This is a genomic window from Microbacterium sp. NPDC077184 (genome assembly GCF_040687055.1).
In the GTDB taxonomy this organism is placed as follows: Bacteria; Actinomycetota; Actinomycetes; order Actinomycetales; family Microbacteriaceae; genus Microbacterium.
In genome coordinates this window covers 416793-431885 of the sequence record NZ_JBFBMM010000002.1, presented here as the reverse complement: position 1 = coordinate 431885, position 15093 = coordinate 416793, and the positions used below count along the sequence as shown (strand labels likewise).

Annotated in this window: 15 protein-coding genes; 13 read left to right on the top strand and 2 right to left on the bottom strand. The window is 68.7% G+C overall.

Annotated features, from left to right (window positions below; genetic code table 11):
* Nucleotides 1–2 precede the first annotated feature (2 nt).
* From ftsZ to AB0O93_RS06690, 7 genes are all read left to right on the top strand, one after another.
* Complete coding sequence (gene ftsZ / locus AB0O93_RS06720) at nucleotides 3–1142, top strand: cell division protein FtsZ (protein ID WP_053547280.1); 1140 nt, start codon at nucleotides 3–5, stop codon at nucleotides 1140–1142.
* 13 nt (nucleotides 1143–1155) lie between these two features.
* Nucleotides 1156–1872, top strand: a complete 717-nt coding sequence (locus AB0O93_RS06715; RefSeq protein WP_363341705.1) for a YggS family pyridoxal phosphate-dependent enzyme — start codon at nucleotides 1156–1158, stop codon at nucleotides 1870–1872.
* A 32-nt stretch (nucleotides 1873–1904) separates the two neighbouring features.
* Nucleotides 1905–2366 (top strand): cell division protein SepF, encoded by a 462-nt coding sequence (locus AB0O93_RS06710; protein ID WP_363341878.1) that lies wholly within the window; start codon nucleotides 1905–1907, stop codon nucleotides 2364–2366.
* Between the two features lie 9 nt (nucleotides 2367–2375).
* A complete protein-coding gene (locus AB0O93_RS06705) occupies nucleotides 2376–2681 on the top strand; it encodes a YggT family protein (RefSeq protein WP_354000511.1) in 306 nt (101 codons plus the stop codon).
* A 129-nt stretch (nucleotides 2682–2810) separates the two neighbouring features.
* Nucleotides 2811–3422, top strand: a complete 612-nt coding sequence (locus AB0O93_RS06700) for a DivIVA domain-containing protein (protein WP_363341703.1) — start codon at nucleotides 2811–2813, stop codon at nucleotides 3420–3422.
* Nucleotides 3423–3426: 4 nt separating this feature from the next.
* Nucleotides 3427–4008 carry a signal peptidase II gene (gene lspA / locus AB0O93_RS06695; protein ID WP_363341701.1) on the top strand — a complete coding sequence of 194 codons (582 nt, stop codon included), beginning with the start codon at nucleotides 3427–3429 and terminating at the stop codon, nucleotides 4006–4008.
* Nucleotide 4009: 1 nt separating this feature from the next.
* Complete coding sequence (locus tag AB0O93_RS06690; protein WP_363341699.1) at nucleotides 4010–4930, top strand: RluA family pseudouridine synthase; 921 nt, start codon at nucleotides 4010–4012, stop codon at nucleotides 4928–4930.
* Nucleotides 4931–4943: 13 nt separating this feature from the next.
* Here the strand turns inward: AB0O93_RS06690 and AB0O93_RS06685 are convergent, their stop codons facing one another.
* Complete coding sequence (locus AB0O93_RS06685) at nucleotides 4944–5417, bottom strand: NUDIX domain-containing protein (protein ID WP_363341697.1); 474 nt, start codon at nucleotides 5415–5417, stop codon at nucleotides 4944–4946.
* A 130-nt stretch (nucleotides 5418–5547) separates the two neighbouring features.
* On the opposite strand from AB0O93_RS06685, the gene dnaE reads away from it, so the two are divergent.
* The 5 genes from dnaE to AB0O93_RS06660 all read left to right on the top strand — a co-directional run bounded on the left by dnaE (nucleotide 5548) and on the right by AB0O93_RS06660 (nucleotide 13069).
* Nucleotides 5548–9066, top strand: coding sequence for a DNA polymerase III subunit alpha (dnaE, locus tag AB0O93_RS06680; RefSeq protein ID WP_363341695.1), 3519 nt, complete (start codon nucleotides 5548–5550; stop codon nucleotides 9064–9066).
* A 78-nt stretch (nucleotides 9067–9144) separates the two neighbouring features.
* Nucleotides 9145–10137 carry a hypothetical protein gene (locus AB0O93_RS06675; RefSeq protein ID WP_363341693.1) on the top strand — a complete coding sequence of 331 codons (993 nt, stop codon included), beginning with the start codon at nucleotides 9145–9147 and terminating at the stop codon, nucleotides 10135–10137.
* 45 nt (nucleotides 10138–10182) lie between these two features.
* Entirely contained in the window at nucleotides 10183–11502 is a 1320-nt protein-coding gene (hisD, locus tag AB0O93_RS06670) for a histidinol dehydrogenase (RefSeq protein ID WP_363341691.1), read from the top strand.
* Nucleotides 11503–11513: 11 nt separating this feature from the next.
* Nucleotides 11514–12002, top strand: coding sequence for a transcriptional regulator NrdR (gene nrdR / locus AB0O93_RS06665; protein WP_363341689.1), 489 nt, complete (start codon nucleotides 11514–11516; stop codon nucleotides 12000–12002).
* 26 nt (nucleotides 12003–12028) lie between these two features.
* Nucleotides 12029–13069, top strand: coding sequence for a quinone-dependent dihydroorotate dehydrogenase (locus AB0O93_RS06660; protein WP_363341687.1), 1041 nt, complete (start codon nucleotides 12029–12031; stop codon nucleotides 13067–13069).
* Here the strand turns inward: AB0O93_RS06660 and AB0O93_RS06655 are convergent.
* Complete coding sequence (locus AB0O93_RS06655) at nucleotides 13047–13622, bottom strand: DUF3043 domain-containing protein (RefSeq protein WP_363341686.1); 576 nt, start codon at nucleotides 13620–13622, stop codon at nucleotides 13047–13049. The two genes, AB0O93_RS06660 and AB0O93_RS06655, sit on opposite strands and share 23 nt — an antisense overlap.
* Nucleotides 13623–13668: 46 nt before the next feature.
* Here AB0O93_RS06655 and AB0O93_RS06650 point away from each other — a divergent pair, with 46 nt between their 5' ends.
* Complete coding sequence (locus AB0O93_RS06650; protein WP_363341684.1) at nucleotides 13669–15063, top strand: dipeptidase; 1395 nt, start codon at nucleotides 13669–13671, stop codon at nucleotides 15061–15063.
* Nucleotides 15064–15093: the final 30 nt, after the last annotated feature.

Sequence of the window (15093 nt, the reverse complement as noted above, 5' to 3'; positions counted from 1 at the left end):
GCATGAGCCAGAACCAGAACTACCTCGCTGTCATCAAGGTGGTCGGCGTGGGTGGAGGCGGCGTCAACGCCGTCAACCGCATGATCGAGCTCGGGTTGCGCGGAGTGGAGTTCATCGCGATCAACACCGACGCTCAGGCACTGCTGATGAGCGACGCGGATGTGAAGCTCGACGTCGGACGCGAGCTCACGCGCGGTCTCGGCGCCGGTGCCGACCCCGAGGTCGGTCGCCGCGCCGCGGAGGACCACACCGAGGAGATCGAAGAAGCTCTGCGCGGCGCCGACATGGTCTTCGTGACCGCGGGCGAGGGGGGCGGTACCGGTACGGGCGGGGCGCCCGTGGTCGCCAAGATCGCCAAGTCGATCGGCGCTCTCACGATCGGCGTCGTCACGAAGCCGTTCTCCTTCGAGGGACGCCGCCGCCAGAGCCAGGCCGAAGCGGGTGTCTCGCGACTCAAGGAAGAGGTCGACACCCTCATCGTCGTCCCGAACGACCGCCTTCTGGAGATCAGCGACCGCGGGATCTCGATGATCGAGGCCTTCGCCACGGCGGACCAGGTGCTGCTCGCCGGTGTGCAGGGCATCACCGACCTCATCACCACGCCGGGTCTGATCAACCTCGACTTCGCCGACGTCAAGTCCGTCATGCAGGGTGCGGGTTCGGCCCTCATGGGCATCGGCTCCGCCCGCGGTGCGGACCGTGCGATCAAGGCTGCCGAGCTGGCGGTCGAGTCGCCCCTGCTCGAGGCCTCGATCGAGGGCGCGCACGGTGTCCTGCTGTCCATCCAGGGCGGGTCGAACCTCGGCATCTTCGAGATCAACGATGCCGCGCAGCTGGTCAAAGAGGCCGCGCATCCCGAGGCCAACATCATCTTCGGAACCGTCATCGACGACACGCTCGGCGATGAGGTGCGCGTGACGGTCATCGCCGCCGGCTTCGACGGCGGCGAGCCCCAGGCGCGGATCGAGCCGATCACCGCGGCCCGCGTCATGACGCCTCCCGCCATGCCGGCGGCCGTCCCCGAGGCCCCGGCGCCCGAGCGCGCCGAAGCGGCCCCTGTGCCCGTGAGCGTCACCGCGGACACGAGCTACGACTCCGCCTTCGGCGACGACGACCTCGACATCCCCGACTTCCTGAAGTGACGCCGATCCCGCCGTGATCGATGCTTCCGCGCCCGACGGCGCCGAGACCCTGACCGGTCGTCTCGGCGCCGTCGACGCGCGCATCACCGCGGCGGCACGCGCGCACGGCCGGGACCCGGCGGAGATCATCCGGATCGTGGTGACCAAGTTCCACCCCGCCTCTCTCGTACGGGAGCTCTACGCGGCGGCTGTCCGGGACGTCGGCGAGAACCGCCAGCAGGAGCTGAGTGCGAAAGCGGGCGACCTCGGCGACCTCGCCGACATGCGCTGGCACTTCGTCGGGCAGGCTCAGACGAACAAGGCGCGCGCGATCCGGTCGGTCGCTTCCGCCGTGCACTCGGTGGATCGTCCGCGGATCGCCGACGCTCTGGATGCCGCCGCCGAGACGCCGGAGGACGATGTCCTCGACGTCTTCCTCCAGATCAACCTCACCGACGATCCAGCACGCGGCGGTGTCCATCCCCATGGCCTCCTGTCCCTGGCCGAGCATGTCGTGGGCCTCAGCTCCCTGCGCCTGCGCGGCGTGATGGCTGTGGCGCCTCTGGACGAAGAGCCCGCGCGTGCATTCGCCCGTCTCGCCCGGATGTCCGAGTCCGTCCGTGGTGTGGAGCCGTCCGCCTCCGCGATCTCGGCGGGGATGACGGGCGATTTCGAAGAGGCGATCGCCGCCGGTGCGACACACCTGCGCATCGGCTCGGCAATCACGGGTCCGCGCCCGCTCCGCGGTTAACCTCAGAACAGATGAGCACAACGGAGGATGCGATGTCGAACCCGCTCAAGAAGACCATGGTGTACCTGGGTCTCGCCGACGAAGAAGAGGTCTACGAGGAGCCGGCTCCGCAGCCGACGAACCGGAACAAGACCGCCACCGTCGAAAAGGCCGCTCCCGTGACCCCTCTCCACCGTCCCGCCGTGGTCCGTCAGCCCGCGCCCACGACCGTCAGCGAGATCCTGACTGTCCACCCGAAGCAGTACCGGGACGCGCAGACGATCGCCGAGAACTTCCGCGACGGGATCCCCGTCATCATCAACCTGTCGCAGATGAGCGACGCCGACGCGCGCCGTCTCATCGACTTCGCCAGTGGGCTGTCCCTCGGGCTGTACGGGCGGATCGAGCGCGTCACCAGCAAGGTCTTCCTGCTCTCGCCGGAGAACGTCGCGGTGTCGGGCGACGGTGCCGTCGCCCACGCCGACGCGGACGCCGTGCCCTTCACACAGCCGTAGTCTGGCTACGTGGCCGTCGTCCAACTCATCGCATCGATACTCAACTTCCTCCTTCTCCTGTACGTCTTCGTGCTGTTCGCCCGACTCGTGCTGGAGTGGATCCCGATCTTCAATCGGGAGTGGCGCCCGCGCGGTGCGGGTTTGATCGCGGCGGAGGTCGTGTACACCGTCACCGACCCTCCGATCCGCACGTTCCGTCGGTTCATCCCGCCGCTGCGTGTGGGCACGATCGCCATCGATTTCGGCTTCGCGCTGACGATGCTGCTGTGCTTCATCCTGCTCAGCGTCACCCGGAGCATCGCCGGAGCGGGCTGACCGCCGCGCCGGGGCGGCGTCTTCGACAGCATCCGCACCCGGCGACTATGCTTTCCAGATACGACCGGCCGCCCAGGTCGGCCGCCCGGACATCGGCCAGCGACCAGAGCGCTCGAAAGAGGAACCACCATGGCATTGACCCCGGATGACGTCGTCACCAAGCAGTTCCAGCACGTCCGCTTCAAGGAGGGTTTCGACCCGGACGAGGTCGACGACTTCCTCGACGAGATCGTCGTGGAGTGGCGCAAGACGATCGCGGAGAACGAGGAGCTGAAGGCCAAGCTCGCCGCGTACGAATCCGGCTCCGCCCCGGAGCAGGCCGCCGAGGAGCCGTCCGCCCCCGCCGAGGAAGAGACGCCCGCGCCCGCCGCCGAGGTCGCCCCGGCTCCGGAGGCGACGAGCTCCACGGCTCCGAGTGCCGCCAGCGCCGGCATCATCGAGCTCGCTCAGCGCCTCCACGACGAGCACGTCGCAGAGGGTCGCGCACAGCGCGATCAGCTGATCGCCGACGCACAGGCGCAGGCTGCATCGATCATCTCGGAGGCCGAGACCCGCGGACGCGAAGAGGTCGCCCGCCTCGACCGCGAGCGCGCCACGCTCGAGAACCGCATCTCCGAACTCCGTCAGTTCGAGCGCGACTACCGCTCGCAGCTGCGCAGCTACATCGAGGGCAAGCTCCGCGACCTCGAGACGACGGCGACGACCTCCGGCGCGCAGCCGGTGTCTGCCATCGGCCTGTAAGAACTTGGCGGCGAAAAGACCGCTTCGTCGTTCGGCGGCCGGCGCCCTCATCGCGATCCTCGCGGTGACGGTGCTGGCCGCTGATCAGTTCACGAAGCACCTGGCCCTCGAGAACCTCCCGTACGCGGAGACCGTGCCGGTCCTCGGTGACTTCCTGTCGTTCTACCTCATCGGCAATCCCGGTGCCGCCTTCTCCTTCGGCGAGGGGGCCACGTGGGTGTTCACGCTGGCACTCGCCGTCGTGGCCGTCATCATCGTCTGGCTCGCGGCGACGCGCGTGTCGTCCCGTCTCTGGGCGGTCGGGCTGGGCCTCCTTCTCGGCGGCGTCCTCGGCAATCTCACCGATCGCGTCATCCGTGAACCGGGGTTCGCCGTGGGGCACGTGATCGACTTCATCAACACCCCGTGGATGTGGCTCGGATTCCCTCCCGCGATCTACAACATCGCCGACATCTTCATCGTCTCCATGATGATCGGTGTCGCCATCCTCGTCGTTTCCGGCCTCCGGATGGACGGCACGAGGGAGAGTCGGGCCGGCGAAGAGGATCCGGCGTCGGACGCCGACCCCGCGGGTCGGGCCGGCTGACATGGAATCCCGGAGTCTTCCGATCCCCGACGGGCTCGACGGCGCACGCGTCGACGCCGCGCTGGCCAAGATGCTCGGCTTCTCCCGCTCCTTCGCTGCAGAGGTCGCCGACGGCGACGGCGTGCGGATGGACGGCCGTGCGATGTCCAAGTCGGACCGTCTGCGCGCCGGAGCGTGGCTCGAGGTCTCCTGGACCCCCCGTGCCGAGCCCCGAATCGTTCCGGTCGCTGTTCCGGACCTCGGCGTCGTGTACGACGACGACGACATCGTGGTCGTCGACAAGCCGACGGGGGTCGCCGCGCACCCGTCCGTCGGCTGGGACGGGCCGACGGTCCTCGGGGCCCTCGCCGCCGGCGGATATCGGATCGCGACGACCGGAGCGGCAGAACGTCAGGGCGTGGTCCACCGCCTCGACGTGGGAACGAGCGGGCTGATGGTGGTCGCCAAGACCGAGTCGGCGTACACCGCTCTGAAGCGCGCGTTCAAGGAGCGCGAGGTCGAGAAGATCTACCACGCAGTCGTGCAGGGGCACCCGGACCCGCTGTCCGGCACCATCGACGCACCCATCGGACGGCATCCGTCGCATTCATGGAAGTTCGCGGTCACGCCGGACGGCAAGGACTCGGTGACCCACTATGAGACGCTCGAGGCCTTCCGCGGCGCGGCCCTCCTCGAGATCCACCTCGAGACCGGACGCACCCACCAGATCCGGGTGCACATGGCGGCGCACCGGCATCCGTGCGTCGGCGACCCGTTGTACGGAGCAGACCCGACGCAGGCCGCGCGGCTCGGACTGACGCGGCAGTGGCTGCACGCGCACCGGCTGGCCTTCGCCCACCCGGCGACGGGGAAGTGGTCCACCTTCGAGTCGCCCTACCCGGCGGACCTCGCCGGCGCGCTGGACATCCTGCGCAACGGATGACACTCCGAGGGCGTCAGCGGCCGCCTTCGAAGCGGGCCGGGTCGTCTTCGGCCATCGCGTGCGCGATGCGACGCCGCATCTCCGCGGACACCGCGTCGAGGTCGTGCAGGTCGAACCAGCCGACGTCCGTCATCTCCCCGTCCACCGGCTCGGGTGCGCCGGAGACCCACGTGCAGCGGAAGGTCAGATCGAGGTAGTCCGCCTGGTCGCCGTTCCCGTAGGTGATCCGCGGGATCTGATGCACCCAGGCCAGGCGATCGACGTGGATGACGACGCCCGCCTCCTCCCGCGCCTCGCGCACGGCCGCATCCGCCGGTTCCTCGCCGGGATCCACGATGCCGGTGATCGGTGTCAGGGCGCCGTTGTCGCTGCGTCGGCCGAGGAGGACCTTCTCGTCCCGGAAGATCACCGCAGTGACGCCCACCAGCGGGAGCGGACGGGTTCCGATACGCCGACGCAGATCGAGGACGAAGTCAGGGGTCGCCATCCCCTCACCCTAGGGTGTCCGCGTGGGGAGTCTCACCCTCTGGTTGAGCGTCAGGTGACCTGGGCGCGGGATTCCGCGGCAGGCGAGGACGGGCCGCGGAGCATGTCGGCGACGTTCGTAGACTCGAGGGGTGGCTGCCGACTCTTTCGTTCACCTGCACGTGCACAGCGAGTACTCGATGCTCGACGGAGCGGCGAAGATCGGCGCGATGACCCAGGCTGCCGCCGAGTACGGGATGCCCGCCATCGCCGTCACCGACCACGGCAACACCTTCGCCGCGTTCGAGTTCTACAATGCGGCGAGAGCGGCGGGGGTGAAGCCGATCATCGGCCTGGAGGCCTACGTCACGCCGGGGACGCACCGCAGCGACAAGTCCCGCGTCGCGTGGGGCAGCCCGGAGCAGAAGAGCGACGACGTCTCCGGCTCGGGTGCCTACACGCACATGACGATGTGGAGCCACAGCACGGAGGGCATGCACAACCTCTTCCGTCTGAGCTCTCTGTCGAGCATCGAGGGGTACTACTTCAAGCCGCGGATGGACCGGGAGCTGCTTCAGACGTACGGAAAGGGACTCATCGCCACGACGGGCTGCCCGTCGGGTGAGGTGCAGACGCGTCTGCGCCTCGGGCAGTACGACGCGGCGCGCGCGGCCGCAGCGGAGTTCCAGGACATCTTCGGCAAGGAGAACTACTTCGCCGAGATCATGGATCACGGTCTGTCGATCGAGCGGCGGGTGATGACCGATCTGATCCGTCTGTCGAAGGACTTGGGCATCCCCCTGGTCGCCACGAACGACTCCCACTACACGCACCAGCACGAGGCCGATGCCCACGCGGCGCTCCTGTGCGTCCAATCGGGCTCCACGCTGGACGACCCGAACCGGTTCAAGTTCGACGGCGACGGCTACTACATCAAGACGGCGCAGGAGATGCGCCAGATCTTCCGCGAGCATCCCGAGGCGTGCGACAACACGTTGCTCATCGCGGAGCGCTGCGAGGTGGAGTTCAACACCAGCGCCAACTACATGCCCCGTTTCCCCGTGCCCGAAGGGGAGACAGAGGACAGCTGGCTGGTCAAGGAGGTCGAGGCGGGTCTTCACTACCGGTACCCCGGCGGCATCCCCGATCGGGTGCGGAAGCAGGCCGAGTACGAGACCGGCATCATCCTGCAGATGGGATTTCCGGGATACTTCCTCGTGGTCGCCGACTTCATCAACTGGGCCAAGGACAACGGCATCCGCGTCGGTCCCGGTCGAGGCTCGGGTGCCGGCTCGATGGTCGCCTACGCGATGCGTATCACCGATCTCGATCCGCTCGAGCACGGCCTCATCTTCGAGCGCTTCCTCAACCCCGACCGTGTGTCGATGCCCGACTTCGACGTCGACTTCGATGACCGGCGCCGTGGCGAGGTCATCGACTACGTGACCGAGAAGTACGGCTCCGAGCGCGTGGCGCAGATCGTCACCTACGGCACGATCAAGTCGAAGCAGGCGCTCAAGGATGCCGGCCGGGTCCTCGGATTCCCCTTCAGCATGGGGGAGCGACTGACCAAGGCGATGCCGCCCGCCGTGATGGGCAAGGACATGCCCCTGAGCGGCATGTACGACAACCAGCACCCCCGCTTCAAGGAGGCGAGCGAGTTCCGCGCGCTGATCGACGGCGACCCGGAGGCGAAGACCGTCTTCGACCGTGCGCTGGGGCTCGAGGGCCTCAAACGCCAGTGGGGTGTCCACGCGGCGGGCGTCATCATGTCGAGCGAGCCCCTGCTCGACATCATCCCGATCATGCGCCGCGAGCAGGACGGGCAGATCGTCACCCAGTTCGACTACCCGTCGTGCGAATCCCTCGGGCTCATCAAGATGGACTTCCTGGGGCTGCGCAACCTCACGATCATCTCCGACGCCCTCGACAACATCCGCACCAACCGCGGGGAGGAGCTCGATCTCGAGCACCTGGAGCTCGACGACCGCGCCGCCTACGAGCTGCTGGCCCGCGGCGACACGCTCGGTGTCTTCCAGCTCGACGGTGGTCCGATGCGATCGCTCCTGCGCCTGCTGAAACCGGACAACTTCGAAGACGTCTCCGCCGTCATCGCGCTGTACCGACCCGGTCCGATGGGTGCGAATTCGCACATCAACTACGCGCTGCGTAAGAACGGACAGCAGGAGGTCACCCCGATCCACCCAGAGCTCGAGGAACCGCTGCGCGAGATCCTCGACATCAGCTACGGCCTGATCATCTACCAGGAGCAGGTGATGGCGATCGCGCAGAAGGTCGCCGGCTTCTCCCTGGGGCAGGCCGACATCCTCCGTCGGGCGATGGGAAAGAAGAAGAAGTCCGAACTCGACAAGCAGTACGAAGGCTTCTCCGGGGGGATGAAGGAACGCGGGTTCGGGGAGGCGGCGATCAAGGCGCTGTGGGACATCCTGCTGCCGTTCTCGGACTACGCCTTCAACAAGGCCCACTCTGCGGCGTACGGGTTGGTCTCGTACTGGACCGCATATCTGAAGGCCCACTATCCCGCCGAGTACATGGCGGCGCTCCTCACGAGCGTCGGTGACTCCAAAGACAAGATGGCGGTGTACCTCAACGAATGCCGCCGCATGGGCATCAAGGTGCTCCCGCCGGATGTCGGTCAGTCGATCCGATTCTTCGCCGCCGTCGGCGACGACATCCGCTTCGGTCTCGGTGCCGTGCGGAACGTCGGCACCAACGTGGTCGACGGAATCGTCGCGTCGCGGGGCGACGGGGGATTCGCGAGCTTCCACGACTTCCTGGCGAAGGTCCCGGTGCACGTGGCCAACAAGCGCACGGTGGAGTCCCTCATCAAGGCGGGCGCGTTCGATTCGCTCGGGTCGACGCGGCGCGCGCTCATGGAGATCCACGAGGATGCGACCGAAGCCGCCGTGTTGGACAAACGCCGCGAGGCGCACGGTGAGGTCGGCTTCGACTTCGATTCGCTGTGGGGGGACGACGAACCCGCGCAGGCGCAGAAGGTGCCCGACCGCCCCGAGTGGACGAAGAAGGACAAGCTGGCGTTCGAACGCGAGATGCTCGGCCTGTACGTCTCCGATCACCCCCTCGCGGGTCTGGAGATCCCACTCGCCAAGCACGCATCGACCAGCATCCACGATCTCCTCGCGTCGGAGACGATCGATGACGGCGATCAGGTCACCGTCGCCGGGCTCGTCACCAGCGTCCAGCACCGCGTGGCCAAACAGAGCGGCAACCCCTACGGGATGATCACCGTCGAGGACTTCGACGGCGAAGTGACCGTGATGTTCATGGGCAAGACCTACACCGAGTTCTCCTCGATGCTGCAGGCGGATTCGATCCTCGTGGTGCGCGGGCGTGTCTCGCGCCGCGACGACGGGCTGAACCTGCACGCGCAGTCCGCCTTCGTCCCCGACCTCGGCGCCGTCGACATCACGGGCGCGCTGACCCTCCTCATGCCGGAGAACCGTGCCACCGAGCGTGTCGTCGGAGAACTCGCCGCCGTCCTCGGGCGGCATCCGGGAGGCACAGAGGTCACGCTCAAGCTCCACAGAGGTCGTGCGGCCAAGGTGTTCGAGGTGCCCCATCCGGTTCGGGTCACCGCTGATCTGTACGGGGAGCTGAAGGGGCTGCTCGGGCCGCAGTGCCTCGGGTGATCTCACGGTGGTCTCATCCGCCGAAGGTAGGATCGGCGACGGCGCGCGCCGCGTCGAAGGAACGCAGAAGGGAACACCGTGACGGACGAACAGAGGGATCTCACGACCACCGAGTCGGAGGACGTCACCACGAGCACGACCGAGGACCCGCAGTACGGCGTCGGTCCCTTCTCCATCCGCGAGGTCGCGATCGGGGCCGTCTGGCTGGTGGCCTTCATCCTGTCCTTCCTGTCGATCACGACGGTGGGATTCAACTCGGTCTGGACCTCGGGTCTGCTCTGGGTGCTGACCATCGGGGTTCCGACCGTGGCGGTGTTCCTGATCGCCCTGCGTCGGCTCTCGCCGCAGGGGATCCGTCGCGTCGGCTCGCTCGGCATCGACCAGTTCGCCTCCGTGGCGTTCTCCGTCGCGACCGTGCTGTGGATCCAGCTTCTGTGGGAGACGGTCGCGATCGCGATCGACGGCGGCCCGTGGGTGCGCAACTGGGTGACCTGGATCATGGCTGTCCTGATGCTCGCGGGCGTCGTCCTCACGGTTTTCGCGCCACTCATCCCGCCGCTGAGTGAGGACTTCCGCTGTCGTCGCGAAATTCCCGCGCACCGCAACGCCCGGCCCATCCGTCCCGTCTCGCCCCGTCCGGCCCCGGTGCGCCCGGAGCCGGCGGTCGCGACCGAGATCGACGAGTCTCCCGTGGTCACCGCCGATGAGACCGATGCGCGCACCGACGCGGACTTCTCTGAGACCGCCGTGTGGGAGCCCGTCCAGACCCGTGACACCTACGAGCCCGTCACCGTCGTGGACACGGTCGAGGAGGAGCCCGTCGCCGAGCCCCTCGAGGACGATGTCGAGGACACCGACACCGCGACGGGCACCCCCGTCAGTAATCAGGCGTTCTGGGCGCTCGCGCCGGAGGAGCGCGATGTCGTCGACGAGATCGGAATCCCGCTGTTCCGCATCGGGCCCACCGCCTGGGCGCTGGTGATCGAGGATCGGGGCGAGGTCTTCGTCATCCGCCACGAGGACGGACGGGTCGGCTACCTGCACGACGTGACGGATGTGACCCGCGGCTGATTCCCGCGCGCGGCCCGAGTCGAAGGGGCGCGCTAGCGTAGAAGGATGCTTCGCACCATCGATCTGCGCGGGCGCGCCCTTTCGCCTGCCGACCTGACGGCCCTCGTTCCGCGCGCCACCGTCGCGCGTGAGGAAGCCCTCGCGGTCGCGACGGCCGTCGTCCACGACGTCGCCGAGCGCGGGGAAACCGCACTCCGTGAACAAGCCGCCCGCTTCGACGGCGTGAGCGACCACGCGATCCGTGTTCCCGCCTCCCACATCGACGAGGCACTGGCGAACCTCGATCCGGCGGTTCGCGCGGCGCTGGAGGAGGCGACCGCCCGGATCCGCAAAGGCTCCGCGGCACAGATCCCCGCGCCGGTGACCACGGACATCGCGGCGGGCGCACGCGTGCACCAGCGGTGGCAACCCGTCCGTCGCGTGGGACTCTACGTTCCGGGCGGGAAGGCCGTGTATCCGTCGAGCGTGGTCATGAACGCGGTCCCCGCCCAGGTCGCCGGTGTCCAGGAGATCGCCCTCGCCTCCCCGCCGCAGAGCGCTCACGGCGGCCGGGTCCACCCCGTCATCCTCGCGGCGGCGCGTCTGCTGGGAGTCGATGAGGTGTACGCGATGGGCGGGGCCGGTGCGATCGGCGCCTTCGCCTACGGCGTTCCGTCGCTGGGACTCGCGCCCGTGGATGTCGTCACCGGCCCGGGCAACAACTTCGTCGCGTCAGCCAAGCGTGCGGTGGCCGGTCGGGTCGGAACCGACTCGGAGGCGGGGGCGACCGAGATCCTCATCGTCGCCGACGCGGCTGCCGACCCTCGGCTGATCGCCGCCGATCTCATCTCCCAGGCCGAACACGACGAACAGGCCTCGGCGGTCCTTGTGACGACGTCGCCGGATCTCGCCGACGCGGTCGTCCGCGAGGTGGCGGAGCGCGCACCGCGCACGCGGCACTCCGCGCGTGTGACGGAGGCGCTCCGCGGCGAGCAGTCGGCCATCGTCCTGGTCGACGATCGCGAGACGGCGACGGCGTTCAGCAACGCGTATGCGCCCGAGCACCTCGAACTGCACATGAACGACCCTCGACCGGAGGAGTTCGTGCACGCGGGCGCCGTCTTCGTCGGCGCGCACACGCCCGTGAGTCTCGGTGATTACCTCGCCGGGAGCAATCACGTGCTTCCGACCGGGGGGCAGGCCCGGTATGCCCCCGGGCTCTCCGCAGCGACGTTCCTCCGCCCGCAGCAGGTCGTCGAGTACGACCGGGAGGCGCTTCGGACCGTCCACGAGGCGATCGTCACCTTGGCGGAGGCGGAAGCCCTGCCCGCGCACGGGGAGGCGGTCACCGCGCGTTTCGAGGGTGACGCGCAGGCGACGACGTAGGCTCGGGTGTCATGCACTGCCCGTTCTGCCGCCACCCGGACTCGCGCGTCATCGATTCGCGGACCAGTGACGACGGTCTCAGCATCCGTCGCCGTCGTCAGTGTCCGCAGTGCGGCGGACGGTTCACGACGGTCGAGACGGCGAGCCTCAACATCATCAAGCGTTCCGGGGTGATCGAGCCCTTCAGCCGTGAGAAGGTGATGTCGGGGGTGCGCAAGGCATGTCAGGGGCGCCCCGTGACCGAGGCGGACCTTGCGCTTCTGGCGCAGCGGGTCGAGGAGACGGTCCGCCAGACCGGCGCCTCGCAGATCGACGCCAACGAGATCGGGCTCGCCATCCTCGGCCCCCTCCGCGACCTCGACGAGGTCGCGTACCTCCGATTCGCGAGCGTCTACCAGGCCTTCGATTCGCTGGACGACTTCGAAGCAGCGATCGAGCAGCTGCGGATCGACCATGCCCGGGGCGCGCACGATCCCAGCATCACCGACGATCGGGAGTAGTCGTCCCCGACGATACTCTGGAGCGGATGTATCCCTTCTTCTTCCGGACCGTTCTCAGCCGTCTCGACCCGGAGACCGCGCACCACGGTGCGATGACGGTGATCCGCGTCCTCGGGATCCCGCCCTTCTCATGGATCGCGCGCGGCCTGACCGCTCCCGCGCCGGAGCTGGCCACCACGGCCCTCGGCCTGCGCTTCGCCTCGCCTTTCGGCGTCGCCGCCGGTTTCGACAAGGACGTCATCGGTGCTTCGGGGCTCCATGCGCTCGGGTTCGGGCACGTCGAGGTGGGGACCATCACCGCGGTGCCGCAGGAGGGCAACCCGCGGCCTCGACTGTTCCGTCTCGTGCCGGATCGCGCGGTGATCAACCGGATGGGCTTCAACAACGGCGGGGCGGAGGCGGCCGCCGCACGGCTGCAGCGCCTTCGTCGACGTCGTCGTCGTCCCGTGCTGGGTGTGAACATCGGCAAGAGCCGTGTGGTGGACGTCGACGCGGCCACGGATGACTACGTCCGGAGCGCGTCGCTCCTCGCGCCTCTCGCCGACTACCTCGTCGTCAACGTCTCCTCGCCGAACACGCCGGGCCTTCGTGGCCTCCAGGCGGTGGAGACGCTACGTCCTCTCCTCGAAGCGGTGCGCGACACGGCGGGCACCACACCTCTGCTGGTGAAGATCGCTCCCGATCTCCCCGACGACGAGGTCGTCGCGGTGGCGCGACTGGCCGTCGATCTGAGCCTCGCGGGGCTGATCGCGACGAACACGACCCTCTCCCGGGAGGGCCTGCGCACTCCCGGGGACGTCGTGTCCGCGGCGGGCGCGGGAGGACTCAGCGGCGCACCGCTGCGCGCGCGCTCCCTTGAGGTTCTGCGTCTGGTGAGGCAGAACGTCCCCGCCGGGTTCTGCGTGATCTCCGTGGGCGGAGTCGACACCGCCGACGACGTGCAGGAACGACTGGACGCGGGAGCAGACCTCATCCAGGGATACACCGCGTTCCTCTACCGAGGCCCGCTGTGGGCCCGGCAGGTCAACCGGGGTCTCGCCCGGCTCAGGGCTTCCGGCCGCGCTTGACCTGCGGCTTCGGCAGACGGAGGAACCGCATCTGGATGGTCCGCATAGCGGCGTACCAGCCGAGGCCCTTCTCCATCCGATCGGCGCCGAAGCGCTCCTTGACGACCGCCTTGGCCCGGATGGACGTGATGATCATGTCCCCGATGACGAAGAGGATGAAGATCCAGAGCCCGACGAAGGAGTAGAACTGCACGGCCGCCACCGGAATGAAGGTGGCGAGGATCACGACGATCATCGCGGGCATGACGGCCTCGCCGAGGTGCCAGCCGCCGTCGACGAAGTCGCGGACGAGCTTCCTCTGCGGTCCCTGGTCACGGGCGGGGAGGTAGCGCGGATCGCCGTTGGCCATGCCCTGACGGGCCTTCTCCCGCTGAGCCTGGAGCTCGGCGCGCGCACGGGCCTTCGCTTCTTTCGTGTCCGCGACGAGTGGACGCTTGCGGGCCGCTTCGCGTTCAGCGCGGGTGGGCGTGGGCCGGCCCTTCCCCGAGACGGAGTCGCCCGTCTCGCCGCTCGTCGCGTCGTTCGGTGCAGGGGCAGCGGGTGTCTTGGCCACGATCATCCTCGGGGAAGCGGTCAGGGGTGCGCTTAAGATTACCCGCATGGTCTCCGAACACACCCGGGAGTCCGCTGTCCACAAGGCAGTCGACTCCGGCATCCCCTCCGCTCTGGCCGATCTCGGCGCTCTCGTGCGCATCCCCTCCGTCGCCTTCCCGGGGTTCGACCCGGGTCAGCTGGAGCGGAGCGCGGAGGCGGTCGCCGACCTCGCTCGCGCGGTCGGCCTGTTCGACACGGTGGAGATCCGTCGCGCGGCCGTCCCCGACTCGGACGAGATCGGAGCGCCCGCCGTCGTGGCCCGCCGCCCGGCGAAGAACGGGCGCCCCACGATCCTCCTTTACGCCCACCACGACGTGCAGCCCGTCGGCGACGACGCGCTCTGGGAATCGCCCCCCTTCGAGCCCACCGTGCGGGACGGACGTCTCTACGGGCGCGGTGCGGCGGACGACAAGGCGGGCATCATGGCCCACATCGCGGCGCTCCGAGCGCTCGCGCAGGTGTCGGAGGATCCGGATCTCGGTGTGGCGCTCTTCTTCGAGGGCGAGGAGGAGGCCGGGTCACGCTCCTTCGCCGCCTTCCTCGCCGAGAACGCCGACATCCTCCGATCAGACGTGATCGTGGTGGCCGACTCGGGCAACTGGGATGCGCGGACCCCTGCGCTCACGGTGTCGCTGCGCGGGAACACGCGGTTCACCCTCCGGGTGCGCACCCTGGAGCACGCATCCCACTCCGGCATGTTCGGGGGTGCCGTGCCCGACGCGATGATGGCGGGCGTGACGCTACTCTCGACCCTGTGGGACGCCGACGGCGCCGTCGCGGTCGAAGGTCTCCGTGCCCGAGATGCACAGACGCCCCCGTACTCGGAGGAGACGCTGCGGGACGAGGCCGGACTCCCGTCGGGCGTCCAGCCAGTCGGGCGGGGGAGCATCCTCTCGCGCATCTGGAACCAGCCCTCGATCACGATCACCGGGACCGACGCTCCCAGCCTCGCCAACGCGTCCAACACCCTCACTCCCGAGGTGTCCTTCGTCATCAGCGCGCGAGTGGCTCCCGGCCAGCCGGCGCGGGAGGCGTACGCGGCCATCGAGCGACACCTGAGCGAGCGGGCTCCGTGGGGAGCCGAGCTGGAGTTCACGGATGCCGACTTCGGCGACGCGTTCCTGGTGGACACCGGGGGGTGGGCGGTCGCCGATGCGCGGGACGCGCTCGCGCGCGGATACGGCGTGGACCCGGTCGACATCGGGGTCGGCGGTTCGATCCCCTTCATCGCGGACCTGGTGAGGGAGTTCCCGTCGGCGCAGATCCTCGTGACGGGAGTGGAGGACCCGCACTCCCGCGCACACAGTCCGAACGAGTCGCTCCACCTGGACACGTTCCGCAATGCGGTGCTCTCCGAGGCGCTGCTGCTGGAACGCCTCGACCGGCGTGTCGCCGACTGATCGCGGCGTCGCCCGCTCGGCGACCCTCGC

What these genes read in the sequence shown, in the direction of transcription:
- AB0O93_RS06690 (WP_363341699.1), top strand. Translation starts at nt 4,010, where the DNA reads ATGGAATCCCGGAGTCTTCCGATCCCCGACGGGCTCGACGGCGCACGC.
- AB0O93_RS06685 (WP_363341697.1), bottom strand. Translation starts at nt 5,417, where the DNA reads ATGGCGACCCCTGACTTCGTCCTCGATCTGCGTCGGCGTATCGGAACC.
- hisD (WP_363341691.1), top strand. Translation starts at nt 10,183, where the DNA reads ATGCTTCGCACCATCGATCTGCGCGGGCGCGCCCTTTCGCCTGCCGAC.
- AB0O93_RS06710 (WP_363341878.1), top strand. Translation starts at nt 1,905, where the DNA reads ATGTCGAACCCGCTCAAGAAGACCATGGTGTACCTGGGTCTCGCCGAC.
- AB0O93_RS06700 (WP_363341703.1), top strand. Translation starts at nt 2,811, where the DNA reads ATGGCATTGACCCCGGATGACGTCGTCACCAAGCAGTTCCAGCACGTC.
- AB0O93_RS06660 (WP_363341687.1), top strand. Translation starts at nt 12,029, where the DNA reads ATGTATCCCTTCTTCTTCCGGACCGTTCTCAGCCGTCTCGACCCGGAG.
- nrdR (WP_363341689.1), top strand. Translation starts at nt 11,514, where the DNA reads ATGCACTGCCCGTTCTGCCGCCACCCGGACTCGCGCGTCATCGATTCG.
- AB0O93_RS06650 (WP_363341684.1), top strand. Translation starts at nt 13,669, where the DNA reads ATGGTCTCCGAACACACCCGGGAGTCCGCTGTCCACAAGGCAGTCGAC.
- ftsZ (WP_053547280.1), top strand. Translation starts at nt 3, where the DNA reads ATGAGCCAGAACCAGAACTACCTCGCTGTCATCAAGGTGGTCGGCGTG.